This is a genomic window from Pseudomonas sp. NPDC086112, from assembly GCF_044746425.1.
In the GTDB taxonomy this organism is placed as follows: domain Bacteria; phylum Pseudomonadota; class Gammaproteobacteria; order Pseudomonadales; family Pseudomonadaceae; genus Aquipseudomonas.
Genome location: NZ_JBIVCD010000003.1, coordinates 136,830 through 159,892, shown reverse-complemented (window position 1 = coordinate 159,892; position 23,063 = coordinate 136,830). Strand labels below are relative to the sequence as shown.

General features: G+C 59.7%; 26 protein-coding genes. 10 read left to right on the top strand and 16 right to left on the bottom strand.

The window, feature by feature from the left end:
- The first annotated feature begins 1 nt into the window (after nt 1).
- From ACIPLA_RS03910 to ACIPLA_RS03880, 7 genes are all read left to right on the top strand, one after another.
- Nucleotides 2-460: an Lrp/AsnC family transcriptional regulator gene (locus ACIPLA_RS03910; protein ID WP_401171618.1), complete on the top strand. Its 459-nt coding sequence runs from the start codon at nt 2-4 to the stop codon at nt 458-460.
- Nucleotides 457-972, top strand: a complete 516-nt coding sequence (locus ACIPLA_RS03905; protein ID WP_401171616.1) for an AsnC family protein — start codon at nt 457-459, stop codon at nt 970-972. The genes ACIPLA_RS03910 and ACIPLA_RS03905 overlap by 4 nt, the downstream gene beginning before the upstream one ends.
- A complete protein-coding gene (locus ACIPLA_RS03900; RefSeq protein ID WP_401171614.1) occupies nt 965-1,408 on the top strand; it encodes an Lrp/AsnC family transcriptional regulator in 444 nt (147 codons plus the stop codon). The genes ACIPLA_RS03905 and ACIPLA_RS03900 overlap by 8 nt, the downstream gene beginning before the upstream one ends.
- Nucleotides 1,383-1,898, top strand: a complete 516-nt coding sequence (locus ACIPLA_RS03895; RefSeq protein WP_401171611.1) for a nitrite reductase — start codon at nt 1,383-1,385, stop codon at nt 1,896-1,898. The genes ACIPLA_RS03900 and ACIPLA_RS03895 overlap by 26 nt, the downstream gene beginning before the upstream one ends.
- Before the next feature lie 198 nt (nt 1,899-2,096).
- Nucleotides 2,097-3,275, top strand: a complete 1,179-nt coding sequence (gene nirJ / locus ACIPLA_RS03890) for a heme d1 biosynthesis radical SAM protein NirJ (RefSeq protein WP_401171609.1) — start codon at nt 2,097-2,099, stop codon at nt 3,273-3,275.
- 70 nt (nt 3,276-3,345) lie between these two features.
- Complete coding sequence (gene cobA / locus ACIPLA_RS03885; protein ID WP_401171606.1) at nt 3,346-4,185, top strand: uroporphyrinogen-III C-methyltransferase; 840 nt, start codon at nt 3,346-3,348, stop codon at nt 4,183-4,185.
- Complete coding sequence (locus tag ACIPLA_RS03880; protein ID WP_401171603.1) at nt 4,182-5,675, top strand: cytochrome D1 domain-containing protein; 1,494 nt, start codon at nt 4,182-4,184, stop codon at nt 5,673-5,675. The genes cobA and ACIPLA_RS03880 overlap by 4 nt, the downstream gene beginning before the upstream one ends.
- 940 nt (nt 5,676-6,615) lie before the next feature.
- Here ACIPLA_RS03880 and ACIPLA_RS03875 read toward each other — a convergent pair.
- From ACIPLA_RS03875 to ACIPLA_RS03830, 10 genes are all read right to left on the bottom strand, one after another.
- Nucleotides 6,616-7,359 (bottom strand): SDR family NAD(P)-dependent oxidoreductase, encoded by a 744-nt coding sequence (locus ACIPLA_RS03875; RefSeq protein ID WP_401171601.1) that lies wholly within the window; start codon nt 7,357-7,359, stop codon nt 6,616-6,618.
- A 115-nt stretch (nt 7,360-7,474) separates the two neighbouring features.
- The gene (locus ACIPLA_RS03870) at nt 7,475-8,002 is read right to left on the bottom strand and encodes a nitrous oxide reductase accessory protein NosL (RefSeq protein WP_218394659.1); all 528 of its coding nucleotides are present in this window, start codon (nt 8,000-8,002) and stop codon (nt 7,475-7,477) included.
- Between the two features lie 31 nt (nt 8,003-8,033).
- The gene (locus tag ACIPLA_RS03865; protein ID WP_401171598.1) at nt 8,034-8,864 is read right to left on the bottom strand and encodes an ABC transporter permease; all 831 of its coding nucleotides are present in this window, start codon (nt 8,862-8,864) and stop codon (nt 8,034-8,036) included.
- Nucleotides 8,861-9,784 (bottom strand): ABC transporter ATP-binding protein, encoded by a 924-nt coding sequence (locus ACIPLA_RS03860; RefSeq protein WP_218394657.1) that lies wholly within the window; start codon nt 9,782-9,784, stop codon nt 8,861-8,863. The genes ACIPLA_RS03865 and ACIPLA_RS03860 overlap by 4 nt, the downstream gene beginning before the upstream one ends.
- Complete coding sequence (locus tag ACIPLA_RS03855) at nt 9,781-11,070, bottom strand: nitrous oxide reductase family maturation protein NosD (RefSeq protein ID WP_401171594.1); 1,290 nt, start codon at nt 11,068-11,070, stop codon at nt 9,781-9,783. Before ACIPLA_RS03855 ends, ACIPLA_RS03860 begins: the two co-directional genes overlap by 4 nt.
- A 27-nt stretch (nt 11,071-11,097) precedes the next feature.
- Nucleotides 11,098-13,020, bottom strand: a complete 1,923-nt coding sequence (gene nosZ, locus ACIPLA_RS03850) for a TAT-dependent nitrous-oxide reductase (RefSeq protein ID WP_371317118.1) — start codon at nt 13,018-13,020, stop codon at nt 11,098-11,100.
- 53 nt (nt 13,021-13,073) lie between these two features.
- Nucleotides 13,074-15,254 carry a transcriptional regulator NosR gene (gene nosR / locus ACIPLA_RS03845; RefSeq protein ID WP_401171591.1) on the bottom strand — a complete coding sequence of 727 codons (2,181 nt, stop codon included), beginning with the start codon at nt 15,252-15,254 and terminating at the stop codon, nt 13,074-13,076.
- A gap of 109 nt (nt 15,255-15,363) precedes the next feature.
- Nucleotides 15,364-16,752: an oxygen-independent coproporphyrinogen III oxidase gene (hemN, locus tag ACIPLA_RS03840; RefSeq protein WP_218394653.1), complete on the bottom strand. Its 1,389-nt coding sequence runs from the start codon at nt 16,750-16,752 to the stop codon at nt 15,364-15,366.
- Between the two features lie 22 nt (nt 16,753-16,774).
- The gene (locus tag ACIPLA_RS03835) at nt 16,775-18,121 is read right to left on the bottom strand and encodes a coproporphyrinogen III oxidase (RefSeq protein ID WP_401171588.1); all 1,347 of its coding nucleotides are present in this window, start codon (nt 18,119-18,121) and stop codon (nt 16,775-16,777) included.
- A 117-nt stretch (nt 18,122-18,238) separates the two neighbouring features.
- Nucleotides 18,239-18,682 (bottom strand): CopD family copper resistance protein, encoded by a 444-nt coding sequence (locus tag ACIPLA_RS03830; protein ID WP_401171585.1) that lies wholly within the window; start codon nt 18,680-18,682, stop codon nt 18,239-18,241.
- Nucleotides 18,683-18,899: 217 nt separating this feature from the next.
- On the opposite strand from ACIPLA_RS03830, the gene ACIPLA_RS03825 reads away from it, so the two are divergent.
- Nucleotides 18,900-19,577, top strand: coding sequence for an SOS response-associated peptidase family protein (locus ACIPLA_RS03825; RefSeq protein WP_401171583.1), 678 nt, complete (start codon nt 18,900-18,902; stop codon nt 19,575-19,577).
- Between the two features lie 141 nt (nt 19,578-19,718).
- Complete coding sequence (locus ACIPLA_RS03820) at nt 19,719-20,135, top strand: CBS domain-containing protein (RefSeq protein WP_218394650.1); 417 nt, start codon at nt 19,719-19,721, stop codon at nt 20,133-20,135.
- 195 nt (nt 20,136-20,330) lie between these two features.
- Here ACIPLA_RS03820 and ACIPLA_RS03815 read toward each other — a convergent pair whose 3' ends face one another.
- The 3 genes from ACIPLA_RS03815 to ACIPLA_RS03805 form a co-directional block, all read right to left on the bottom strand.
- Nucleotides 20,331-20,585 (bottom strand): hypothetical protein, encoded by a 255-nt coding sequence (locus tag ACIPLA_RS03815; RefSeq protein ID WP_123494233.1) that lies wholly within the window; start codon nt 20,583-20,585, stop codon nt 20,331-20,333.
- Nucleotides 20,586-20,755: 170 nt separating this feature from the next.
- Nucleotides 20,756-21,061, bottom strand: coding sequence for a hypothetical protein (locus ACIPLA_RS03810; protein ID WP_401171579.1), 306 nt, complete (start codon nt 21,059-21,061; stop codon nt 20,756-20,758).
- Nucleotides 21,062-21,181: 120 nt separating this feature from the next.
- Nucleotides 21,182-21,376 (bottom strand): hypothetical protein, encoded by a 195-nt coding sequence (locus tag ACIPLA_RS03805; RefSeq protein ID WP_063340250.1) that lies wholly within the window; start codon nt 21,374-21,376, stop codon nt 21,182-21,184.
- A 188-nt stretch (nt 21,377-21,564) separates the two neighbouring features.
- Between ACIPLA_RS03805 and ACIPLA_RS03800 the strand changes: the two genes are divergently transcribed.
- The gene (locus tag ACIPLA_RS03800) at nt 21,565-21,759 is read left to right on the top strand and encodes a hypothetical protein (protein ID WP_123494229.1); all 195 of its coding nucleotides are present in this window, start codon (nt 21,565-21,567) and stop codon (nt 21,757-21,759) included.
- A gap of 263 nt (nt 21,760-22,022) precedes the next feature.
- On the opposite strand, the gene ACIPLA_RS03795 is transcribed toward ACIPLA_RS03800, so the two are convergent.
- The 3 genes from ACIPLA_RS03795 to ACIPLA_RS03785 form a co-directional block, all read right to left on the bottom strand.
- The gene (locus ACIPLA_RS03795; RefSeq protein ID WP_008074996.1) at nt 22,023-22,253 is read right to left on the bottom strand and encodes a hypothetical protein; all 231 of its coding nucleotides are present in this window, start codon (nt 22,251-22,253) and stop codon (nt 22,023-22,025) included.
- Nucleotides 22,254-22,338: 85 nt separating this feature from the next.
- Nucleotides 22,339-22,674, bottom strand: a complete 336-nt coding sequence (locus ACIPLA_RS03790) for a hypothetical protein (protein ID WP_008074995.1) — start codon at nt 22,672-22,674, stop codon at nt 22,339-22,341.
- Nucleotides 22,675-22,749: 75 nt separating this feature from the next.
- Nucleotides 22,750-22,986 (bottom strand): hypothetical protein, encoded by a 237-nt coding sequence (locus tag ACIPLA_RS03785; protein WP_123494225.1) that lies wholly within the window; start codon nt 22,984-22,986, stop codon nt 22,750-22,752.
- Nucleotides 22,987-23,063: the final 77 nt, after the last annotated feature.

The window sequence follows — 23,063 nt, the reverse complement described above, 5'->3', positions numbered from 1 at the left end:
AATGAACCTCGACCTGCTCAGCCGCCAACTGATCGACCGTTTCCAGCACGGCATGCCGCTGTGCGCGGAACCTTACAAAGAGATGGCGCGGATTCTCGGTTGTCGCGTAGCCCAAGTGATGGCTTGCCTGGAAGAAATGGATCAGGCCGGCACCCTCTCACGGATCGGCCCGGTGTTCGAACACAGTCGCGCCGGGGCCAGCACCCTCGCCGCCCTCGCCGTGCCCGCCGAACGCTTGCAACAGGTCGCCGAGCACGTCAGCCAGTATCCCGAGGTCAACCATAACTACGCGCGGGAACATTTCTACAACCTGTGGTTTGTGCTGACCGGCCCTGATCGCCAACACATCGAACGGGTTCTCGAACAACTTGAGAACGACACCGGCCTCATGCCGCTGGATCTGCCGATGTTGACCGCTTACCGCATCGACCTCGGTTTTGCCTTGGGAGAAAGCTCATGACACCGGGGTTGAGTCCCAAACAGGCACTGGCGCTGCGCCGGCATCTGGAAGGCGGATTGCCGCGGGTATCGCGCCCCTATCAGGCCCTCGCCGAACGGATAGACGCCGACGAAAACCAGGTGCTCGCGCAAATGCACCAGTGGCATGAGCAAGGGCTGTTTCGCCGTGTCGGCCTGGTGCTCAACCATCGCGCGCTGGGTTTTACCGCCAACGCCATGCTGGTGCTGGATGTTCCGGACGCGCTGATCGACGAAGTTGGCCAGCGCCTGGGCCGGGCGCACGGCATAACCCTCTGCTACCAACGGCCGCGGCGCCTGCCGCAATGGCGCTACAACCTCTTTTGCATGGTTCATGGGCGCCAACGTGAGCTGGTCGAAGCGCAGATCCAGGCGTTGTTGGAAAAACACCTGCTGAGCGACCTGCCCCACCAACTGCTGTTCAGCACTCACGCATTCAAACAGTGCGGCGGACGCTTTACCCCCTCACCAACTGGAGCCCCCACCCATGGATGACCTCGACCGTCGGCTGATCAACCGCCTGCAACTGGGCCTGCCGCTGGTGCGCCACCCGTGGCAGGCACTGGCCGCCGAACTGGAGAGCAGCAGTACCGAACTGCTCGACCGCCTCCATGATTTGCTGGAAGACGGCATGCTCACGCGCTTCGGCCCGATGTTCGACATCGAACGTCTCGGCGGCGCCTTCACCCTCGCTGCGCTGGCGGTGCCGGAAGAGCGTTTCGAAGCCGTCGCCGAGCAACTGCACGCGCTGCCTGAAGTGGCGCACAACTACCGACGCGAGCACGCCTGGAACATGTGGTTCGTGCTCGGCTGCCCGACCGAACAAGGTATCGCCGAGACCCTGCAGCACATCGAAACCCTGACCGGCCTGCCGCTGCTCAACTTGCCCAAAGAGGAGACCTACCATGTCGGTCTGTACTTCCCGGTCTGAAGCCACCCTCGCTCGGCGTCTGATCGAGCTGACCCAGGCCGGCCTGCCGTTGCTGGACGACCCGTGGGCCTGGCTCGCCGAACAGCTGGAGCTGAGCATCGAATCCACCCTGGACTTGCTCAAACGCTTGCAGGCCGAGGGCGCCATCCGGCGCATTGCCGCCGTCCCCAACCACTATCGCCTGGGCTATCGCTACAACGGCATGACGGTCTGGGATGTGCGCGACACGGACATGCCGCGCCTCGGCGCACTGATCGGTGCGCAGCCCTTCGTCAGTCATTGCTATCGACGCCCGCGACGAACCGCGTGGCGCTACAACCTGTTCGCCATGGTCCACGGCCGCAGCCGCGAGGAAATCGACAGCTACCGCGAGCACCTGCGCTACTTGCTGGGCGACGCCTGCGCCGCCGACGAGATGCTGGTGAGCAGCCGCATCCTGAAGAAAAGCGGTTTGCGCGTAGTGCCGGCCAGTTCGACGCATACCGTGTAGCAGCTGGCGAAGCCTGCGTTCGGCTGCGCAGCAGTCGTTAAATCAGGCAGTGCGGTATGTCAGACACATCACGCACACAGGTTTTACGACTGCTGCGCAGCCGAACGCAGCCTCGCAAGCTCGGCAGCTGCTACGGGCATCAGGTTTGCGTTTACCACCCGCTTCGCGCAGAACACACCCCGACTCAAGGAGATTTGCATGTTGAGGATCAGCCAATACCTGCGTGCCCTGACCGGCCAGGCGCCTGCCCCCAGAACCAGCCCACCGGGCAGCAACCGCCCGCCGGTGGTGATCTGGAACCTGCTCAGGCGCTGCAACCTGACCTGCAAACACTGCTACGCCACGTCCGCCGACAGTGTCTTTCGCGACGAACTGGATACGCCCGCCGCACTGACCGTGATCGACGACCTGCACGACGCCGGGGTGAAGGTGCTGATTCTTTCCGGCGGTGAACCGCTGTTGCGCGACGATCTGTTTGTGCTCAGCGCCTACGCCCGCACCAAGGGTTTCTTTGTCGCGTTGTCCACCAACGGCACGCTGATCGATGAGCAGAACATCACGCAGATCCGCGCGGCGAATTTCGACTATGTCGGGATCAGCATCGATGGCCTGGAAGCCACCCATGATGCGTTCCGCCAACTCAAGGGCAGCTTCGCCAGTTCCATGCGGGCGATTCGGCTCTGTCGTGAACAAGGCATTCGTGTCGGACTGCGCACTACCCTGACCCAGGAGAACCATCAACAATTGCCGCAATTACTGGCGCTGATGCGCGAGTATGACGTGCAGAAGTTTTATCTGTCGCACCTCAACTACAGCGGTCGCGGCAAACGCAGCCGCAAGCTCGATGCCCGGCAGCAGATGAGCCGCGAAGCGATGACACTGATCTTCGAACAGGCCTGGGAAGACATCGAGCACGGTCGCGACAGCGATTTTGTCAGCGGCAACAACGACGCCGACGCGATTCTCTTGCTGCAATGGGTGGGCCTGCGTCTGCCCGAACATTACCCGCGCCTGGAACACCTGCTCCGGGCCTGGGGCGGCAACGCGTCGGGCAGCGGCATCGCCAACATCGACAACACCGGCGAAGTGCACCCCGACACCTATTGGTGGCAGCACTCGGTGGGCAACGTCCGGCACACGCCGTTCCGCACGCTCTGGCTGGACCAGCCGGACGCCTTGTTGCAGCAGTTGCGTGTGCATCCGCGCGTCGTCGGTGGCCGTTGCGGCCAATGCCGCTGGTTGAACATCTGCAACGGCAATACCCGCACCCGTGCCTGGGCCGAAGGCGACCTCTGGGGCCAGGACCCCGGTTGCCACCTCAGCGATGAAGAAATCGGCATACAGCCATTACCGACCATCCCTTGCGTCATGCACTGAAGCACCCGCCTGGCGAGCCATCTGGCAAAGGATGGGGCCGGCCCACCTGATGAAGAACCAAGGACGTCCCATGCACCCATCGATTGTTTTACCGGCCGCACTTGCGTCCCCGTTCAGACCGGGCGAAGTGGCCCTGGTCGGCGCCGGCCCCGGTGATCCACGCTTGCTGACCCTGCGTGCCTGGAGCCTGTTGATGCAGGCCGACGCCGTGGTTTACGACCGCCTGATCAGCCCCGAGCTGCTGACGTTGATCCCCCTCACCTGCGCCCGGCATTACGTCGGCAAGGCCAGCGGCTGCCACAGCCTGCCCCAGGAACAGATCAACGAACTGCTCGCCGACCTCGCCGATTCGGGGCAGCGCGTGGTCCGGCTCAAGGGAGGCGACCCGTTCATATTCGGCCGTGGCGCCGAGGAGCTGGAGTATCTGCTGCAACGCAATATTGACTGCCAGGTGGTCCCGGGCATTACCGCCGCTTCCGGCTGCAGTGCTTACGCCGGCATCCCGCTGACCCACCGGGATCTGGTCAACTCCTGTCGCTTCATCACCGGTCATTTGCAACGCGATGGTGAGTTGCAACTGCCCTGGAGCAGCCTCGCCGACAGCAGCCAGACCCTGGTGTTTTACATGGGGTTATCGAATCTCGGGATTATTGCCCAGCGCCTGATCGAAGCCGGAATGGCCGCCGATACACCGGCGGCGCTGATCAGCAATGGCACGCGTCCCGACCAGCACGTCGCCCGAGGCATGCTGCACCAGTTGCCAACCCTGGCGCTGGATTGCCCGCCGGGCATTCCGACGCTGACGGTGATCGGCAAAGTGGTCGATCTGTTCGCTACCCAACAGCAGGAATACCCGGCGCGCTTTTATTCCGTTCCCGTGTTGCAACGCCACGGTAAGGTGGCGATATGAGGCGCATGCTGCTTGCCCCATTGTTATGGATCGGTGCAGCCCATGCCGGTGCAGCGCTTCCATCCTCCGACGCGGCCGCCGACCTCTACCAACAACATTGCCAGCGCTGCCATGGCGCCAACCGCTTCGGCGGTACGGGGCCGGCCTTGCTGCCGGAGAGTCTGAGCCGGATCAAACCCGATGAAATCCGCAGCGTCATCCAGAATGGTCGCCCCGCGAGTCAGATGACCGGGTATGCCAACCTGTTCAGTCCAGCACAGATCGGCGCCCTGGTGGATTACCTTCAGCAACCCCCCGCCACCCCACCCACCTGGAGTAACGACGACATTAGCGGCAGTCATTCCATCCTCGCCGACATCAGTAAACTGCCCGACACGCCCCAGCATGGCGCCGATCCGCTGAACCTGTTTGTGGTGGTGGAAGCCGGCGACCATCACATCGATATCCTCGACGGCGATCGTTTCGCTGTGCTGGCGCGGTTTGCTTCGCACTTTGCGGTGCATGGCGGGCCGAAGTTCTCGCCGGATGGACGCTTCGTCTACGTCGCCTCACGGGATGGCTGGGTCAGCCTGTACGACCTGCACAACCTGAAGCTGATCGCCGAGGTCCGCGCCGGGCTCAATACCCGCAACCTGGCGGTGAGCAAGGATGGCCGCTGGGTGCTGGCGGGCAACTATCTGCCGGGCAATCTGGTGGTGCTCGATGCCCGCGATCTGTCACTGGTCAAAACCATCCCCGCAATCGGCCAGGACGGCACCGCGTCTCGGGTCAGCGCGGTCTACACCGCCCCGCCACGGGACAGTTTCATCGTGGCGCTCAAGGATGTGAAGGAAGTCTGGGAGTTGTCGAGTGCCGGCACACCGGACTTCGAACCACGACGGATCCAGGCCGAGGATGTGCTGGACGACTTTTCCTTTTCACCGGACTACAAGCAACTGCTGGCCACCTCGCGCAAGGCCAAGGGCGGCCAGGTGATCGACCTCGACAGTGGCAAGGTGGTCACCGACATACCGCTGCCGGGCATGCCGCATCTGGGGTCGGGAACCTACTGGAAACGTAACGGTGAGTGGGTGTTCGCCACGCCGAACATCAGCAAGGGACTGATCTCGGTCATCGATTTCAAGACCTGGAAACTGATCAAGGAAATTCCGACCCTGGGGCCGGGCTTCTTCATGCGCAGTCACGTCAACTCGCGGTATGCCTGGACCGACGTGTTCTTCGGGCCGGACAACGATGCGATCCACCTGATTGACAAACAGACTCTGGAAATCGCCCACACCTTGCGCCCGATGCCTGGCAAGACGGCCGCCCACGTTGAGTTCACTCGCGATGGCCGCTACTTGTTGCTGAGCGTCTGGGCCAGCGATGGCGCGCTGATTGTGTACGACAGTAATACCCTTGAAGAGATCAAGCGACTGCCGATGAACAAGCCGTCGGGTAAGTACAACGTGGGGAACAAGATTGAGTTTGTGGAGGGGACTTCGCATTAGGGCTTGGGCTTGGGCTTGGGCTTGGGCTTGGGCTTGGGCTTGGGTTTGGGTTTGGGTTTGGGTTTGGGTTTGGGTTTGGGTTTGGGTTTGGGTTTGGGTTTGGGTTTGGGTTTGGGTTTGGGTTTGGGTTTGGGTGTATATCCGTTTCTGCGGTAACGGCTGCTATTGGTTCCGCTCTTACAGCGGGTTACTTGGAAAAGCGCCAAGTAACCAAGCGCTTTTGCCCCTGTCGTTCGGTGGCTCGCTAAGGCTCGCCATGCCCTCGCTCCGGTCCTGCTCCGTGGGCCCGCCGCGATCGGCCATCCATGGCCGTGCGCGGCTAACCCGGCATCCATGCCGGGTTGCCCACTACGCAGAACCTCCACTCGGCCTCTCGAGGGGGCGAGTACCGCAAAAGCACCGCGAGGCGGCCTACCGGCCGGCCTGCTTCCTCAACACCTGCGCGTACACCTGATCGTTCCCACGCTCCGCGTGGGAATGCATCCCGTGACGCTCCGCGTCACCAGTGCGCAGGACTCAAGTCTTGCGTCGCGAGCGGAACGCGGAGCGTCCCCGGCGGCATTCCCACGCAGAGCGTGGGAACGATCAGTGTGGGAACGACTCCTGTTGCTTTGGCTTTGGCTTTGGCTTTGGCTTTGGCTTTGGCTTTGGCTTTGGCTTTTGATCTTGATCTGCCCCGTCGGAAGGCCGAGCGCAGGTTCTGCGCAGTGGGCACCGCGGCAAGGATGCCGCGGTAGCCGCCCCCGGCCATGGATGGCCGATGGCGGCGGGCCCACGGAGCAGGACCGGAGCGAGGGTACCCTGAGCCTAGGCGAAGGGCCGTACGTCAGGGGCGAAAGCGTTTTGGTTACTTTGGCGCTTTTCCAAAGTGACCCGCCGTAAGGGCGGAACCCTAAGCAGCCGTTATTGCAGAAACGGATATGTACGCCGAGCTCACCCATCACCCCAACGTATAACCGTTATCAACCTTCCAATCCTGCCCATAGACACCCCGGGCGCCTTGGGACAGTTGAAAAATAATCACATTGGCCACCGCCGACGCATCGAGAAAATGACCGGGCAGCAGACGCTTGCCAAGGGTATCAGCGACGTCATCGAGCTCACCATCGCTCAACCCCAGGTTGTCCCACATCGAGGTCGCGGTCGGCCCTGGCGAGACCAGATTGATGCGCACGTCATAACGCGCAAACTCCACCGCCAATGTGCGTGCCTGAGCCGCCAGCGCGGCCTTGCTGGCAATGCAGGCAGCCAGACCGGGAAAGCTCGAACCGGTCAGGAAACTACCGACAAACACCACCGAAGCCGGGCTCGCCAACTCACCGCGCAACGCCGCCAGGGTGTTCAACGCCCCGGCCCCATTGACCGCCCATTGGCGCTGAAAGGCCGGCATGTCCAGGCTGTCGGCCATTTCGGCAATGCCCGCGTTGGGCACCAGATAATCCACCCGCCCCAGCGCCGCTGCCCTGCGGGCCAGCCCTTGCAAGTCTTCCTCGCACGTGACGTCCCCGGCGCACCATTGCAGCCGTTCGCCGTAGATCTGCTGCAAGGCTGGCAAATCACCGGCAGTGCGTGACATCGCCAGCACCTTGACCCCACGCGGCAACAGCGCGGCGCACAACGCCAGGCCAATCCCGGAGCTGGCACCGGTGATCACCGCCAGACGATCCTGAAACTCGGTTTGCATCATGTTCTCCTGGGCATCGTTAATGCCAAGCACTGGGGACGTTGTGAGCCCCTATCTTTGAACAGACGCAGAAATACTGACTTGACGGCGATCACTTTTCTCGATGGCGCGCCGCTCAATGAGTCGAGTGCGACATCGCTGGCTGCTGCTGAAGTACCGCCTGATCGATCTCGCTGAATCGCAGCACACGACCGCCCTGGTCGGCGGCCAGTTTTTCCGCAGCCTGTTGGCTGGAGAAGGACGCCAACACCACACCCATTGCCCCCTTGAGCTGGGTGCCGACCACGTAAAACGCATCCTTGGCATCGATCAGATGGGCATCATTGGGTGCGTTCCACGGGCTGCGGCCCATGTCGTGGACATACAACCGGGCCTCGCCATGATGATTTTCCGGTTGCAGCCACCAACCGATCATCTCCGCCGTGGAGCAGAATTTCTTGATGCCGCTGCGCTCGACCACTTCGCCCTTGGGCCCGGGGAAGCCGTCGATGATCATGCCGCAAACATGGCATTCATCACTGGGATGAAAGGCCGTGGCGGCGTCGCTGTAGGTGGCTTGCACGGGTTTGTCACAGGCCGCCAGCAGCAGACAGACCATCAGGCCCGCCGCGACGCGTACCGTCGTCGAATACAGATTACTCATCGTCAGATGCTCCAAAAACCAAGGTGTGAATTCATGTCGCCCGTCGACGGAACAGCAACCAGGCCAAGCCCAAAGGCACCGCCACCCACAGCAACAGGCACAACCAGAGCATCGAGCCCGGTACAGGCAAATCGCTGCCCAGGGTCAGTACACCAGCACTGCCGGCGCCGGGCTCGAAACCGGAGAGATTGATCAAGCGATAGACGTCGGTGGGATTGAGCAGCAGTAACCAGGGCAGCACCTTCGGGTTGAACTGCCCTTCGCTGAGCACCAGCAGCGCCAACAGCGCCAGGTCGAACACCAGCACGAAGAAGAACCACGCCCCCAGCGCCAACCCGGCGGCCGTGGATTTCTCGGCAGACACACTGCTCAGCACATAGGCCAGCCCTAGAAAGCCCCAACCCAGTAACGTCGACGACAGCATGAATCGTCCAAACGCCCAGAGCAGCAGGTTCAGTTCGACGTCCTCCACCAGCACCGCAATCGCGAGCATCGCGCAGCCGAAACCGATGAGGGTCGCCAGCGCCAGGATCAATCCGTGGCCGACGAATTTGCCGAGCAGAATGTGCCCGCGCCCCAGCGGATAGGTCAGCAACAGCAGCAACGTGCCGCTTTCGTCTTCGCCGACAATGGCGTCATAGGCCAGCAGCAAGGCAATCAGCGGCATCAGGAACGTCGCCAGGCTGGCCAGGCTGGCGATGGTGGCGGGCACCGAGGTGAAGCCCAATTGCCCGGAAGCCGCCGCCCCCAACCAGGCGATGCCCGTCGCCAACACCGCGAACAACAGGCTGATCGCCAACAACCAGCGGTTGCGCAAACCGTCATTGAATTCCTTGCGGGCCATGTTCCAGATCGGGTTCATACGGTCTCTCCACTGGGGGTCGCACCGGCCCGGCCCATGTAATAGCGGTAGATGTCCTCCAGGGACGGTGGGTCGATTTCCACGTCGGCCGGCTCGTGTTCATTGAGCAGTTGGCGCAACAGGTCCAGTTTGTTGCCATTGAGCGCAGCCACTTCAAGACCCTCCACGCCCCAGCGCTGAGTGACATGCCCGGCGTTGTTCCAGGATCGCTGCAACGGCCCGGCGTGCTTGAGCCCGTGGGCGCGAATCAGCGTCGGCAACCCGGCTTCCTCGCGCAGGCTGCGCAGACTGCCGAGGGCCAGCAGGCGCCCCTGGGTCAGAATCGCGGCACGGTTGATATGCGCCTCGACCCCCGGCAATACGTGGGAACAGAGAATGATGCTGGTGCCCTGGCTGCGTAGCCGGTCGAGTAACCGATAGAGGTCTTGAGTGGCGATCGGATCGAGGCCGACGGTCGGCTCGTCGAGCAGCAATAAACGCGGCTCGCCGAGCAAGGCTTGCGCCAGTCCCAGGCGCTGGCGCATGCCTTTGGAATAGGTCTTGACCCGTCGATGCGCCGCGCCCGCCAGGCCGACCTCCTCCAGCAGCACGTCCACCTGCGCGGGCGCTGCGCCTTTGAGTCGGGCGAAATGCCGCAAGGTCTCCAGGCCACTCATCTGCGGATAGAAGGTCACGTTCTCCGGCAAATAGCCCAGCAGTCGCCGAACCTGCGGATCACTAGGCGTGCGGCCGAACACCCTGACCTGCCCTTCACTGGCCTGAAGCAGACCGAGCACCAGTTTCATGCTGGTGGTCTTGCCCGCGCCGTTGTGCCCGAACAAGCCCAGCACTTCGCCTTCGCCCAGGCTCAGGTTCAATTGATGCAACACGGTGGTGTACCCATAGCGCTGGCTGACGCCTTCCATGTCGATGACGTTCATGCGGTGGGCTCCTGGGTCAGGGGTTGGGTGGTGGGATTCATCAGCGGATGGCTGTCCAGGACGCCCGGCGATTTCATCACCGGAAAGGCCCGTTGCACCCAGCGCAGCAATTCGATCCCGGGGCTGTTCATCAACAGCCGCACCTGCGGGTACAGCCACAGCAAGCGGTCGACGTTGTCGTTGGGTTCATAGGCGACATCGCCCAGGCCATCGTTGTTGCGATCCCAGCCCAGGTAATCGCTCCAGTAATTGCCCCGGCCATCCGCCGACCATTCCTGCAAGCGGGTGGCGACGTACTTGACCTGTCGCTGGTTGCCGACAAAAGCGTTGTCGACGATGCGGTTATCTTCCGAGCCGGCGGTGAGGTGAATGCCCACGGCGCTGTGCTCAAAGTGGTTGTGTTCGATGCTGTTGAACAGCGAGTTGTAGATGAACAACGCCTTGCCCTCGGCGCCACTGATCATGCTGTCGCCGGTCGAGCCGTCGCGCACGTCCGTGACGAAGTTGTCGCGCAAGGTTGAATAGGTGATGTAGTTCATCAGGATGCCGTAGTTCTGATCCTGTTCGGAGCGGTTGCCGATCACCGTGAGCTTGCGGCTTTGCATCAAGGCGTAGCCGGTACGGGTACGGCGGGTGGTATTGCCGATCAACCGGTTGTCGTTGGCGAACATGTAATGCACGCCGTAACGCAGGTCTTCCAGGGTATTGCCTTGCAGCAGATTGCCGTTGGAGGTGTCGATGTAGATGCCATCGCGGGTGTCGCGCACCTGGTTGCCGATGACCCGGGCGCCATGCACCGCATACAGGTGGATACCGTTGCCGCGATCCTGCGAACGCAGCGCCGGATCCCCCTGAATGTTGTTATCGATCAGGCTCGCATCCTGCGTCCCGTCGACCCAGATACCGAAACCCTGGCCCTGCAGGCGATTGCCTTTGATCACCGCGCCACGGGCCGTGGGCTGGAGGAACACCGCCGCATTCATGGCCGTGAGGTCGTGCCCCCAGTCCAGAAAGGTACAGCCTTCGATGCCGACATCCGGCGCACTGATGATCAAGCCGTTGCCCTGCCCCTCGCCCTGAAATACCGCGCCCGGCTCGCAGACAATCTGCATCGGCTGATCGACGCTGAACGAGCCACGGTATTCCCCGGCCGGCAGGTGCCAGCGTTGATCGGCGTCCACCGTCAACGGCAGCGTGGTGACGGGTTGCACCGCCAGCGAACTGCCGGACATCAGCAGGAGCGCAAGCGCAATGACCTTCACCGGGTTTCCCTTGCTATCAGTCATTGCTTCGCTCCTGTCGATGGACAACGGTCAGGCCTTCTCGACCTTCATGCGACCGACCATTTCCATGTGCAGTGCATGGCAGAACCAGCTGCAGTAATACCAATGCAGGCCAGCCTTGTCGGCGATGAAGGTGATCGATGAGGTCTGCTGCGGGCTAATCTCCATGCTCACGCCATGGTTGGTCATCACGAAGCCGTGGGTCACGTCTTCAATCTGGTCGATGTTGGTAATGGTCACCGTGACCTCGTTGCCCTGTTTGACGGTGAACTCCGGCAGCCCGTAGGCCGGGGCCATCGAGGTCATGTAGACGCGGACTTTGTTACCGTCACGGATGACCTTGTTGTCGGTCTCCAGCTTGATCCCGTCCTTCGCGGCGATGACCACGGTTTCGGCAAAAAACGGGTCGTTGCGGTCCCAGATCTTCTTGGTCTTGATCTGGTCGCGGCGGGCCATGACGCAGTCGTGGGGTTCGGCAAAGGCCGGGCCGTCGTGCACCAGTTTCATTTCCTCGCCGGAGATATCGATCAACTGATCGTTTTCCGGGTGCAACGGGCCGGTCGGCAGGAAGCGGTCCTTGGAAAACTTGCTGAGCACCATCAGCCATTGGCCGTCGGCCTCACTTGTTTCGGTCAGCGAGGCGTGGTTGTGGCCCGGCTGATACTGCACATCGAGTTTCTGCTTGATGTAGTTGACCTTCTCGCCGGTGTAGGCGCGAATGGCTTCTTCCACGTTCCACTTCACCACCTGACTGTCGATAAACAGCGTGGTGTAGGCATTGCCGCGGCCGTCGAAAGTGGTGTGCAGCGGGCCCAGACCGAGCTCGGGCTCACCGACCACAACGTCACGCGGGTCCTTGAATTTGTCGTCGAACAGATCGTCAAGCTTGGCGATGGCAATGATGGTGCAGGTCGGCGAAAGCTTGCCGTTGGCAATGAAGTACTTGCCATCGGGCGAGGTATTGAGGCCGTGGGGGTTCTTCGGCGTCGGGATGTATCGGGTGAACGCGCTGTCCTTGCCTTCGGTTTTACGACCGTCGACTACCGGCACTTTCGAGCCGTCGAGGGTGATGAACTTGCCGGCCTTGATCGCCGCTTCGATGCGCGGGATGTTGAACACCACCACCCAGTCGCGCTCATTGCGCATCATGCCGCCCAGGTCGTAGGCCTTCTCCGAGTTGTAGCAGGTCGACGCCGCGTATTTACCGGTGTAGTCGGCGTCGGTGTTGTCCAGGTTGCCGTCGACGATGACCTGGAACGCCATCTCCATTTTCTCGGCATCAATGGCGTTAAACATCGTGTAGCTGTTCTTGTCCTGCAGGTCGAAGGTGCTGCCGTCATTAGGGTGCGGAATCACGAATTCGGCATTGGCGAACACGTACTTGGTGTGCGGCACTTTCTGCAGGCGCAACCCGTGAACAGCCTGAACATTGGGCACGGTGAGCATCTTGTCGCACTTCATGATGTCCAGACGGATACGCGCAACGCGGCTGTTGGCCTTGTCATTGATGAACAGGTATTTGCCGTCATACTTGCCATCGGTCATCGACAGATGCGGGTGGTGGCAGTCGCCATTCTGGAAATGCGCGCTGTCGCCCATGATCCGTTTGCTTTCGTTGGTCAGGCCCCAACCGGTGGCGGAATCGACGTTGAACACCGGAACACGCAACAACTCGCGCATCGACGGAATGCCCATGATCCGCACTTCACCTTGATGGCCACCGCTCCAGAAACCGTAGTACTGATCCAGTTCGCCCGGCCCGACGTGGGTTTTCAGTTGTGCGTCCTTGGCCGCTGCTGCCCATGTCTCACGGGTGAACACTGCGCCACCGATGGCCGTGGCGCCGGCCAGTACCGCACCGGTCACTGCGCTGGTGCCCAGGAAACCGCGACGACTGAGGCCGGTCGGTTCCGGCACTTCAGTGGTTTTTTTGGATTCTGTGTCGTTCATCAGGTGTTTTCCTTGAAGGGATAAAAACGGTCACTGCGCACAGGTGCTCGCGGGGTTCATTCCAGAGCGGTCACTTCCACGACAGGTATCAGTTGCACAGCAGCGGGTGCCGCTTTGCCGCGCTTCTTGCGCTTGTTGATCAGCGGCGGGCATTTGTTTTCGTTGTGATAGGTCATCTGGCAATCGAGGCAGTAGTGGCACTCGTTGGCGTTGATTCGGCCATCGGGATGAATCGCCTGGATCTCGCATTCCTTGGCGCACAGTTGGCAAGGCGTGCCGCACTCCTTGCGGCGTTTGAGCCAGTCGAACAGGCGAAATTTGCTTGGGATCGCTAGCGCCGCGCCCAAGGGGCAGATGTAGCGGCAATAGACTTTGCGCGTGAAAAGGTTGATGACCAGCAGCGCCACCGCGTAGAGCACGAACCACCACTGACGGTCGAACTTGAGGGTGATGGCGGTTTTGAAGGGTTCCACCTCGGCGAACAGCTCGGCGGTGGACATCGATTCCAGGGAGATGCCGAAAAGCAGCAGCAAGATGATGTATTTGATCGCCCACAGCCGCTCATGCACCGCAAAGGGCAGTTCGTACTGGGGGATTTTCAACTTGCGCGCGGCTTCGTTGATCAGCTCTTGCAAGGCGCCAAACGGACACAGCCAGCCGCAGAACACACCACGGCCCCACAGCAGAATGCTCGCGGCGGTGAAGACCCAGAGCATGAAGATCAATGGATCGGTGAGAAACAGCTCCCAGCGAAAGTGCTCGAACAGCGCATGCACAAAGGTCAGGACATTGACCACCGATAACTGCCCCAAGGCATACCAGCCCAGAAAGACCACGGTAAAGAGCAAGTAACCACGACGCAGCCAGTGCAGAAAGCGTGGCCGGCGAGTGAGTTTGTCTTGCAGGAACAGGATGGCCGTCAGCAGCAACAACGCGCTCGCGAGGACGGCGATCTGGAAGTGTTTCTGGTACCAGATGTTCAACCACATCGGCCGGCTGGCTTCCTCGATGGCCGCCCGTTCTACGACACTGGGCGCAGGTCGCTCAAGGTAGGGTTCGGGCAGTTGATAAGGCAGTTCGAAGCTGCTGAAGGTGCCGCTGACCGGTCCCGTCTGACGCCGCACCAGGAGCTCCAGGGACCAGGGCGACCCCGGGTCGAACCCCGCCGGTTTGCGCACAATGAACACCGACATTTCAGTGAACTCGGGCATGCCCTTGGCAAACACGTCGGAGAGCCGCTGATGGTCCATGTCGCGAAAGCTGATGACGTTGCCGAACTGGCGCAATTGCACCCGATCGAAAATCCCGCCGCGCACATACCCCGAGCCTTTATAGGAAAACAGCCCACGCCCCAGCACCACGATGGCCTGTTCGCCGGGTTTGAGTTCCTGCATGAGGAAGCGATATTGATTGTCGCCCAGCAGCGCGCGGCCAATGGTCGGAGGGTTCAAGTCGGCGGTGTACAGCTCGATAAAGGTGTCATCGACTTGATCCGGGCCGGCGTTGTCGACGCCTTCGGCTTCGGTGCCCTTGAAGGCAGCATCGACCTGCCCACGGGTCAGGTTCAACCGGCGAATGGCGCCGTTACCGGTCAGTTGCTCCCAGGTGGCAGGCTCGTAAAAATCCTGGCGCACGGTGGCGGGCCTGTTCACCACCCCGCCCCTGTCCTCGATCAGCTTCAACGATACGGCCACCTCATGGGCGGCACGCATGATGACCTCATTGACCACCATGGCGGTGACGGTTGCGCCGGCGATGGCATCCACGGTGACCGCGCTCGGGTCGCTGGAATGGCCGACGACCACCCGCTGGCTGACCTTGATCCCTTTGTATCGGGCGCTGAAGCCGTGGAGTTTTTCTTCGGGGATGCCGATCAGCAGAATCGGTTCGTGGTGCTCCAGCACATAGGCGTCCTGAATCACTCCAGCGGTGTCGAGGATCACCTGGGTGTTGATGGGTTTGCCCGAGTAGGCCGGAATGTCCACCACATCCAGGCTCTGGAACACGTACCCGATGACCTTGCCGGCCGCGGACAGCGTGCGCACCTTGAACGTGCCTTCGGCTGCGGACACCGAATCGGTTTGAGGGAAAACCTTCTCGATGCGCTGCTGCTCGATGTCGCCGTATGACTTGGCCTGCACCGTCGCGAACGCGGCGATCATCAGCAAGACCATCACCGCCAGCCCGACGCTCCAGATGCGCGGATTGCCAGGTGTCGAAGGCTGATGGCTTGTCATGAGCACGCTGATTTCAAAGGGGCTTGCGGCCATGTTAGGGAGCGCTGTGTGCCCCGCCCTTGATTGAAATCAACTCGATAAAATTCCTCGCGCCAGAGCGCCCGAAGCCTCAAACGGTGCGGGAAAACCGGCCTTTTTGCTCCCCTCCCAGATAGGCGTCAAATGCCATCGCGGCACTGCGCATCATCAAATGCCCTTGCGGCAACAGAACCAATTCGTCGCTGTGAATCTGCAGGAGCCCGTCACGCACCTGCTCGTCCAGTTGCGCCAGCGCATCGGCAAAATACTCGGTGAAGCAAATACCATGACCCGCTTCGAACTTGGCGAAATCGATCCTGCCGTGGCACATCAGGTCGCTGATCACTTCGCGGCGCAGCAAGTCATCGGCGCTCAAGCGGTAACCTCGATGCACCGGCAACAAGCCTTGATCGATACGGGCGTAGTACTGCGAAAGCTCCTTGACGCTCTGGCTATAGCTGTCGCCGACCTTACCGATCGAAGACACCCCAAGGCCGATCAAGTCACAGTCGGCATGGGTCGAGTAGCCCTGAAAATTGCGTTGCAGAGTGCCATGGGTGCGGGCCAGCGCCAGTTCATCGTCCGGCAAGGCGAAATGATCCATGCCGATATAGACATAACCGGCCTCGGTCAGGCGGCGGATGGTCAGCTCGAGCAACTCCAGCTTGCGCTCCGGTGGCGGCATGTCCGCCGGGCGAATCAGCCGTTGCGCGCGCACCAGCTCCGGCAAATGCGCGTAGCTGTAAGCGGCAATCCGGTCCGGGCGCAGGGCGATGATCTTGCCGAGGGTGATGTCGAAACTGTTCACGGTTTGCAGTGGCAGGCCGTAAATCAGATCGACGCTGATCGACTTGAATTGCGCCTCACGCGCCGCCGCGACCAGCGCGTAAATCTGTTCTTCACTTTGCTGGCGATTGACCGCCGCCTGCACGTCGGGATCGAAGTCCTGCACGCCGAAACTCAAGCGGTTAAAGCCCAATTGACGCAGCGACTGGATCTGCTCGGTGTTGATGGTGCGCGGATCGACCTCGATGGAAAACTCATGGTCATCGCTGTCGTCCATGTCGAACGCCTGGTGCAAGCAATCCATCAGATCCGCCAGCTGTTCACGGGTCAAATACGTCGGCGTGCCACCGCCCAGGTGCAGTTGCGTGAGTTTGCGCGTGCTGTCGAACAAGGCCGCCTGCATCACGATTTCACGTTTGAGGTACGTCAGGTATTCGACGGCCCGATGGGTTTTCTGGGTAATGATTTTGTTGCAGGCGCAGTAGTAGCAAAGGCTCTTGCAGAACGGGATGTGGATATACACCGACAACGGCTTGGGCACCGCCGCCAGGTTGCTGTCGGAGGCGGCACGCTGATAGTCATCGACGGCAAACGCCTGATGAAACTGCGGCGCCGTAGGGTAAGAGGTATAACGCGGCCCGGGACGGTCATATTTTTCGACCAGGGCTCGATCGAAATCGAATGCAGGTTTCATGATCAATCAACTCGCAGGTGGGTTAATGCCTTGCACTGCCCGAATCCTTTTCAAACAGGTTGCAGATGGCATCCACTTCCGGCCGGCCGGCGGGAAGAATGCTGATGAAACGGTCCGACAATTCAATCAACCCCTCACGACTCAATTGCTCCAGCAATGGCCAGACAGATGAAAAAAACTGATGGAAAATCAGCCCATAGCGCCGCTCGATGGCGCGGATATCCAGTTCTTGATCACACGCCAGACGCTCCATGACCATGTGCCGTATCTGATCCCCCGCCTCGAAACGCCAGCCACGAGACGTCGGCAATTGGCCCCGGTCCAGTTGCTGCTGATAGCGCTCGATTGCGTCGGTGTTTTGCGTGTACAAATCGTCGATCTGACTGATAGCCCCCAAACCGAAGCCGATATGGTCGCAATAGCCGTGACGGGTAAAACCGTCACACGTGCGACGTAACCGGCCGCGCTCCTGAGCGATCGCCAGATCATCGTCGGGCCGCACAAACTGCCCCATACCGATGTAGTGATAGCCCACGGCGATCAACTGTTCGAAGGCGATCTGGCGCATCGCGCCTTTATCGTCCTGGCTGCACAGTTCCCTGACCTTGTCGCCGAGCCTTGGCCGATAGCGGCGTGGTGGTCGGGCATAGTCGAACACCATCAGCCTGTCCGGCTCCAGCTCAATGATCGCCGCCAGCTTCAGCGCGAAGCTTTCTGGCGTTTGCCAGGCATGGCCAAAACCCAGATCGACATTGATCGATCGATAACCAAAGGTGCGGGCGGCATCGATCAGTGAATGAATGGGGGCCGGATTCTGATAGCAGGCCACCGACATGTCACAGTCGGTGTCGATATCCGGAATGCCAATGCTGACATGATTGAATCCCTGGTTGCGCAGCGCGCCCATGGTCGTCCAATCGGTATGGTGAAGGTCGACGTCAACGCTGTAGTCGCCGCACTCATGTTCGAGAAAGTTGAACCGGCCACGCAGATGACTCATCAGCCGCTCGAGATCAGCGCTGGTGGGTGTTCCGCCGCCCAGATGAAATTGTTCGACCCGCTGCTCCGAACTCAGGTGACAACCGACGAGGTCGATCTCGTGTTCCAGGCGCTGGAGGTACTGTTCGATGTCGCCATGCTCGCAGGAGGCATCGCGCGGGGAACAAAAGGATGGCTTGAGCCGGGAAGGCAGTTGCACGTTCAGGGCGATCGGGCGTCGTTTCTGGCGGCTGACGCGCAAGGCACGGAGCAAATCCAGAGAGCCGATGCCGTCATGAAACTTTTGCGTGTCGGCATGGCAGTTGGGGTCGAGTACGCCCTGATCGCACCGAGCGATCAGCTCGCCGGGGGCGTGAAAAAAATCGAGCATGACAGGTCTCCGAGACTGGCTGCGGATCAACAGTGTCCGGGATTGGCGATCAATGCTCCTTGACTTGTATCAAGCGCAAGCCAAGTGCTTGCAGGACAGACCTTGGGGCAAGGGCGCTCACCACGTCAGGTAAAACATTCCCTTGGCCAGCAGCACAATGACGACCATATGGCAGAACACACTGCCATGGATGAAATGCAGGTATCGAGCGTTCATTCGGCCGCTTTTGAACAAAAACATGGCGCCCAGGAAATGCAGCAGCACGCTCACGGCGACCATGATTTTCAACAGCAACAAGGTGCTGAACGATGAGGCCATTGGCGTTGCAAGAACGGGCAAATAGCGCAGCCAGACCATGCCCAGCCCCGCACCGAACAGTACCAGCAGCACCCACGGCATCAGGGTGCGGGCGCGGCGGCCAATACCCTCCTCGACCAGCAGCATCACTTTGGCGGGCAACTGTTTGCGGATGCTTTCCAGGAACAGGACTTCGAAGAACACCGTGCCGATAAAGATCAGGGCGGCAAACAGATGAAAGGTCAGAAACAGCGGATAGAGCATGATTTTTCGCCCTCGATTCAGCTGTCGGTTTCTCCGGAGAATACAGAGCAGGTCGACTCAGGCGATTGACATCAATCAAGAAACCCGCGAATCCCCGATGTGGCCTGGTCGCGTGTCGCAAATGACCCTGTTTTTTGAAGGCGTTACTGGCTAGGCAGCCTCAAAGCTCACCTTGAAACTATTGTCTAAGCTTAAGCTTCAGCATGAGGGCTCAGCCATGTGCGGACGACTTTCGCAGTATCGAGGTGTTCACGAGTTCGTGGCGGCGCTGAGCATGCCCAACGCCCTGGTCAACAATGCTGGCGACCAGCCGCTCGAGCTCTACAACGCCGCGCCGTCGACTCAGCTCGCCCTCTTCCACGAGGAAAGCGGCATGTTGCACGCCGACAGGGTTCGTTGGGGCTGGCGACCGCATTGGGCCAGGGATCACGCGACACCGATCAACGCCCGGGTTGAGAAAGTCGCCCACGACCCGTTCTTCAAGGAGATATGGCCGCACCGGGCAATTATTGCCATCGACAACTGGTTTGAATGGGTTTACGAGGGCGGCCCGAAGAAACAGCCTTACCTGATCCGTCGCAAGGATCGTGCGCCGATCCTGTGCGCCGCCATTGGTCAGTATCCAAGGTACGAAAAGGAGCCGGACGAGCATGACGGCTTCGTGATCATCACTGCGGACAGTGAGGGCGGCATGGTGGACATTCATGACCGTCGGCCTGTGACGCTCAGTCCCGAACTGGCTCGGGAATGGATTGACCCCTACACGCCCAAGGAGCGCGCCGAACAGATACTCCTGCAGGAACGCGAACCCTGCGACGTCTTCGAATGGTTCAAAGTGGACGTGGCCGTAGGCAATGTGAGGAACCAGGGCTCAGAACTGATAGAGCCTATCTAGGGCCTGAACACCATGACCCGCCCCAATCAATCCGCCACCATGACGAGCGGAGACAAAACAATCTGAACCCGCACTTCCCCTCCAAGTCGAATAAATTGGCAGCCCTTAATCACTGAAGCATCACTTTAAAGGGGTCTTTTCATGAAGATTTCGGAAGTTATGACGAAAGATGTTTTAACAGCCAAGCCAAACCAGACGATCCAGGAGGCCGCGAACATGATGGCCAGGATCGATAGCGGCGCCATCATGGTTGAGGAGCAAGAGCGTCTGATTGGCATGATCACGGACCGGGATATAGCCATTAGAGCCGTAGCCGAAGGACTCCCCGGCAAAACCCCTATCAGTAAAGTAATGACTGGCGGCATTCGCTATTGCTTTGAGGATGAAGACATCGAGCATGTGGCTAAAAACATGGCGGACGTGCAACTGCGCCGTCTGCCCGTGCTTAACCGGGACAAGCGTCTGGTGGGCGTCGTATCGTTGGGAAACATTGCCAGCACTCGATCTCAATCCGCCGCTGCGACGGTTTTGCGCGGAGTGGCACAGGCTCATCATTAACCGGGCCGCTAAGCGTTCATCAGGATTAAAACTCGCATGGATCTGGCACGCTCGCCTGGTCTGGAATCCGGTTCGAAACCCGTCTTCAGAGTCAGGCGAGTCCTTGTGCACACATCCACCGCAACCGTCTCGCAGAGATAACCTTCCCACACCCGGTGCGTCGTTCGCTGGGTCGCATGCTTATTGCACGACACATCAATTTGGCTCGACGAGCAGGTCTTCGTCCTCCGCGCCTAGCGCCGGCTCTTGATCTTCCAATTCGTCGGTTTCACGCTTCTTTTTCAGGCGGGCTCGAGCGCGCTCGGTGTCATAGATCTTTCCCTCGGCCAAGCCGCTCAGGGTTGTTGAAATTCGATAGAAACCACCGCACGGCTCGCAATGAATGCGCAAGCCACTCCCGTACGAAGAATCTTCCAGCGCATAAGTATTTCCACAAAGCGGACAGTTCATAGCCACCTCCTGATCATTCAGCCATAGCCGCTTCAGCCCGCCATCAACGCTGACAACCTGGATAGGGAGAGTGACAAATAGCGGGGATGCTCTTCTGAAACTTGTTCCTCATCGACCTCTCGTCCGATAGATCGAGCGAATGCCCGCGCTGACGGTGTTACAGCCAGCACCTAATCCGAAGTCAGCGGCTGCCTGGAGCGAATCGGCGCGATGACCGACCTCACCTCGGTGTCGCGATGCAATAAGGAAACGTGGTAGTCATAGGTGGATATCAACGGCACCGGCTCATCGATGCGTGACATCTCAAGCCATCGTCTTGTGCGTTCGATGTCAAAGAACTCGTTCTTGAGTTTCATTTTCTCCACTAGGTTCGCAGAGACCTTGTAGCGTCCACATCCGGCCGGGCATTTGATTTCTGACCAGTCGTCAGCCGCATGACCAGTATTAGAGGCAGCCTGACAAATTAGGCACTTCATGTTCGATCTCCGTATCCATGAACTACCAACTGTAGACGATCCGCGACCAAGGAGCGTTCACTTCGCAGAAAGATAAAAGCATCAAAAAGCGAAGAGCCCAGCGCAATGGCTGGGCTGCGGTTATCTTCTGTTTTCCAGCATCTTATCGGCGAGTGCTTTGGCCCTTTGGATTAACAGATTCTGCCTGTCTTCGTGGGTGGCTTCTCCTACCACCGGTGCCGTCAGATGGCTTTCGGCAATCAACGCGGCACAGAAGTATTGATCCCAAACAGCGCCTTGCTCCGACTCCTGTCTGTTCATTTGATCGGCGATCATATGCGGCTCCTTTTGATGAGGTAGCCTTTTAAGTTTACTCCCGAATCGTGGACTACCCGCGTCGCGAAGGATGACCGGCACTTCATTGCCATCCGCTCACTGGCGACAAGTCGTTTCCTCAACTAGGATTTTTAGCGCACAGGACTTCGCCCACTGTATTGTCGGGCGACTCATCAAAGGAGAGATAGATGACATCTACTCGAATTTCCGAGCAAACCTATCGTGGATGGTCCAACCCCATCTTGCTCGAACTCAAGGAGAGAGAACATCAGCTAAGCCCTTCGGCACGCCAGGCCCTGCAAAATGTCCTGGTGGAAAGAAGGCTTCTTGACACTGGCAATCCATCCGGCAGCGATCGGCGCAAGGCTGATCCAGTCGGGTAACGACAGGCATCAATAACGTTTGTCCATCACGCTCATCATCGACGCTGCTGGCTCTCTGCCGGCAGCGCGCTCATAAGCCATTCCAAATTCCAGACAAAAAAAAGCCCAGGCAGCTGATGGACGCCTGGGCTTTAAAAATGCATAAACCGTGGTGGTGAACGCGAGGCAATATTACCCAATCGCGGGACTTGTAACAAGATATTCTGATTCACTATCCAGTTACTAAATCTCCTAACTCATTAAATATCCACACTATTTTTAAGTCATCTGCTGACTGTTCCGCTTCCGACACCATCGCTTGTAGCGGAAAAAGCTCCCCGTGCATCGCGCACCAGCTCACGCCATTCGGCGTTGTTGATGAGCCCGGCCCCTTCCATTTCATCCGCCGCCTTCAGCAGTTTGTCGTAGTGTTCTTCACAATCCATCCCGGCCTCCGGTTCTCTCAAGAGCCGGTACCAGGCATCGAGGGCTGCCTTTTTCCGATCATCATTCATAGCCAAACTCCCTGGGACTGTCAGCTCTTGGAAGTTGATTCAGGAATGACCGTTCCTCAGTTCCGACATACGGCAGCTGCGGGCGTTACAAACAATCCCGGACAGCCTGGCGCAGCGCCCCTGACTTGGCCCACGGAGGCCCTTGGTAAAGCGATACCCGGCTGCCATCCTTCGATTTCACGATAACCAGAATTTCGTCAGCTGTAATGACACTGGGCGCGGTGATCCGGTAGCCATTGGAAATCGGCGATTGCGTCGATCCCGGAATGTCCTGACGCCATAACGGCAATACACACGCGGCATATTCCTTGGGCGCCTTATCGCTGTATTTGCTGATATTGGGCTCGCCGGGCACCACGGATGCGGGTAATGAACAGCCCGCCAACACAGCCACCGCTATTCCCGCTATCAACATGCGCATAAACGCTTCCCTATCCTGAAAAACGGGAAATGTAGCCTGTACTTGTGCAGACATCCAGCGGACACCCGACGCTCTCTATACAGGGGCTTCGCCCTGCCCCGGCTCGGCCCCCGAGCCGGACTCGGGATACGATCTCGCATTGAGGTACGTCATCCATCGCTCGTACGCTTCATGCTGCCATTTCATGACCCGCTCCCATTCCGGACCGCTCATCTGATGGGCCGAGATCAGTTTCATCATTTCCGTGGTGGCCGCATCCAGGTCAACGATCAGCTCATGTGCATGGTGTTTGAAATCATCGGTAGTCGTCATTTTCGAGATAGCCTCGCCCCAGCGAATAAATCACTACCTCAATACGACAGCAGAGCTGTTATCTCACGTTAATGTTC

What these genes read in the sequence shown, in the direction of transcription:
- ACIPLA_RS03795 (WP_008074996.1), bottom strand. Translation starts at nt 22,253, where the DNA reads ATGAATGATGATCGGAAAAAGGCAGCCCTCGATGCCTGGTACCGGCTC.
- ACIPLA_RS03875 (WP_401171601.1), bottom strand. Translation starts at nt 7,359, where the DNA reads ATGCAAACCGAGTTTCAGGATCGTCTGGCGGTGATCACCGGTGCCAGC.
- ACIPLA_RS03905 (WP_401171616.1), top strand. Translation starts at nt 457, where the DNA reads ATGACACCGGGGTTGAGTCCCAAACAGGCACTGGCGCTGCGCCGGCAT.
- ACIPLA_RS03825 (WP_401171583.1), top strand. Translation starts at nt 18,900, where the DNA reads ATGTGCGGACGACTTTCGCAGTATCGAGGTGTTCACGAGTTCGTGGCG.
- ACIPLA_RS03900 (WP_401171614.1), top strand. Translation starts at nt 965, where the DNA reads ATGGATGACCTCGACCGTCGGCTGATCAACCGCCTGCAACTGGGCCTG.
- nosR (WP_401171591.1), bottom strand. Translation starts at nt 15,254, where the DNA reads ATGACAAGCCATCAGCCTTCGACACCTGGCAATCCGCGCATCTGGAGC.
- ACIPLA_RS03810 (WP_401171579.1), bottom strand. Translation starts at nt 21,061, where the DNA reads ATGAAGTGCCTAATTTGTCAGGCTGCCTCTAATACTGGTCATGCGGCT.
- ACIPLA_RS03820 (WP_218394650.1), top strand. Translation starts at nt 19,719, where the DNA reads ATGAAGATTTCGGAAGTTATGACGAAAGATGTTTTAACAGCCAAGCCA.
- ACIPLA_RS03880 (WP_401171603.1), top strand. Translation starts at nt 4,182, where the DNA reads ATGAGGCGCATGCTGCTTGCCCCATTGTTATGGATCGGTGCAGCCCAT.
- ACIPLA_RS03830 (WP_401171585.1), bottom strand. Translation starts at nt 18,682, where the DNA reads ATGCTCTATCCGCTGTTTCTGACCTTTCATCTGTTTGCCGCCCTGATC.
- ACIPLA_RS03855 (WP_401171594.1), bottom strand. Translation starts at nt 11,070, where the DNA reads ATGACTGATAGCAAGGGAAACCCGGTGAAGGTCATTGCGCTTGCGCTC.
- ACIPLA_RS03910 (WP_401171618.1), top strand. Translation starts at nt 2, where the DNA reads ATGAACCTCGACCTGCTCAGCCGCCAACTGATCGACCGTTTCCAGCAC.
- nirJ (WP_401171609.1), top strand. Translation starts at nt 2,097, where the DNA reads ATGTTGAGGATCAGCCAATACCTGCGTGCCCTGACCGGCCAGGCGCCT.
- ACIPLA_RS03815 (WP_123494233.1), bottom strand. Translation starts at nt 20,585, where the DNA reads ATGAACTGTCCGCTTTGTGGAAATACTTATGCGCTGGAAGATTCTTCG.
- ACIPLA_RS03835 (WP_401171588.1), bottom strand. Translation starts at nt 18,121, where the DNA reads ATGCTCGATTTTTTTCACGCCCCCGGCGAGCTGATCGCTCGGTGCGAT.
- ACIPLA_RS03860 (WP_218394657.1), bottom strand. Translation starts at nt 9,784, where the DNA reads ATGAACGTCATCGACATGGAAGGCGTCAGCCAGCGCTATGGGTACACC.
- ACIPLA_RS03865 (WP_401171598.1), bottom strand. Translation starts at nt 8,864, where the DNA reads ATGAACCCGATCTGGAACATGGCCCGCAAGGAATTCAATGACGGTTTG.
- ACIPLA_RS03870 (WP_218394659.1), bottom strand. Translation starts at nt 8,002, where the DNA reads ATGAGTAATCTGTATTCGACGACGGTACGCGTCGCGGCGGGCCTGATG.
- ACIPLA_RS03790 (WP_008074995.1), bottom strand. Translation starts at nt 22,674, where the DNA reads ATGCGCATGTTGATAGCGGGAATAGCGGTGGCTGTGTTGGCGGGCTGT.
- ACIPLA_RS03805 (WP_063340250.1), bottom strand. Translation starts at nt 21,376, where the DNA reads ATGATCGCCGATCAAATGAACAGACAGGAGTCGGAGCAAGGCGCTGTT.
- hemN (WP_218394653.1), bottom strand. Translation starts at nt 16,752, where the DNA reads ATGAAACCTGCATTCGATTTCGATCGAGCCCTGGTCGAAAAATATGAC.
- ACIPLA_RS03895 (WP_401171611.1), top strand. Translation starts at nt 1,383, where the DNA reads ATGTCGGTCTGTACTTCCCGGTCTGAAGCCACCCTCGCTCGGCGTCTG.
- ACIPLA_RS03785 (WP_123494225.1), bottom strand. Translation starts at nt 22,986, where the DNA reads ATGACGACTACCGATGATTTCAAACACCATGCACATGAGCTGATCGTT.
- cobA (WP_401171606.1), top strand. Translation starts at nt 3,346, where the DNA reads ATGCACCCATCGATTGTTTTACCGGCCGCACTTGCGTCCCCGTTCAGA.
- ACIPLA_RS03800 (WP_123494229.1), top strand. Translation starts at nt 21,565, where the DNA reads ATGACATCTACTCGAATTTCCGAGCAAACCTATCGTGGATGGTCCAAC.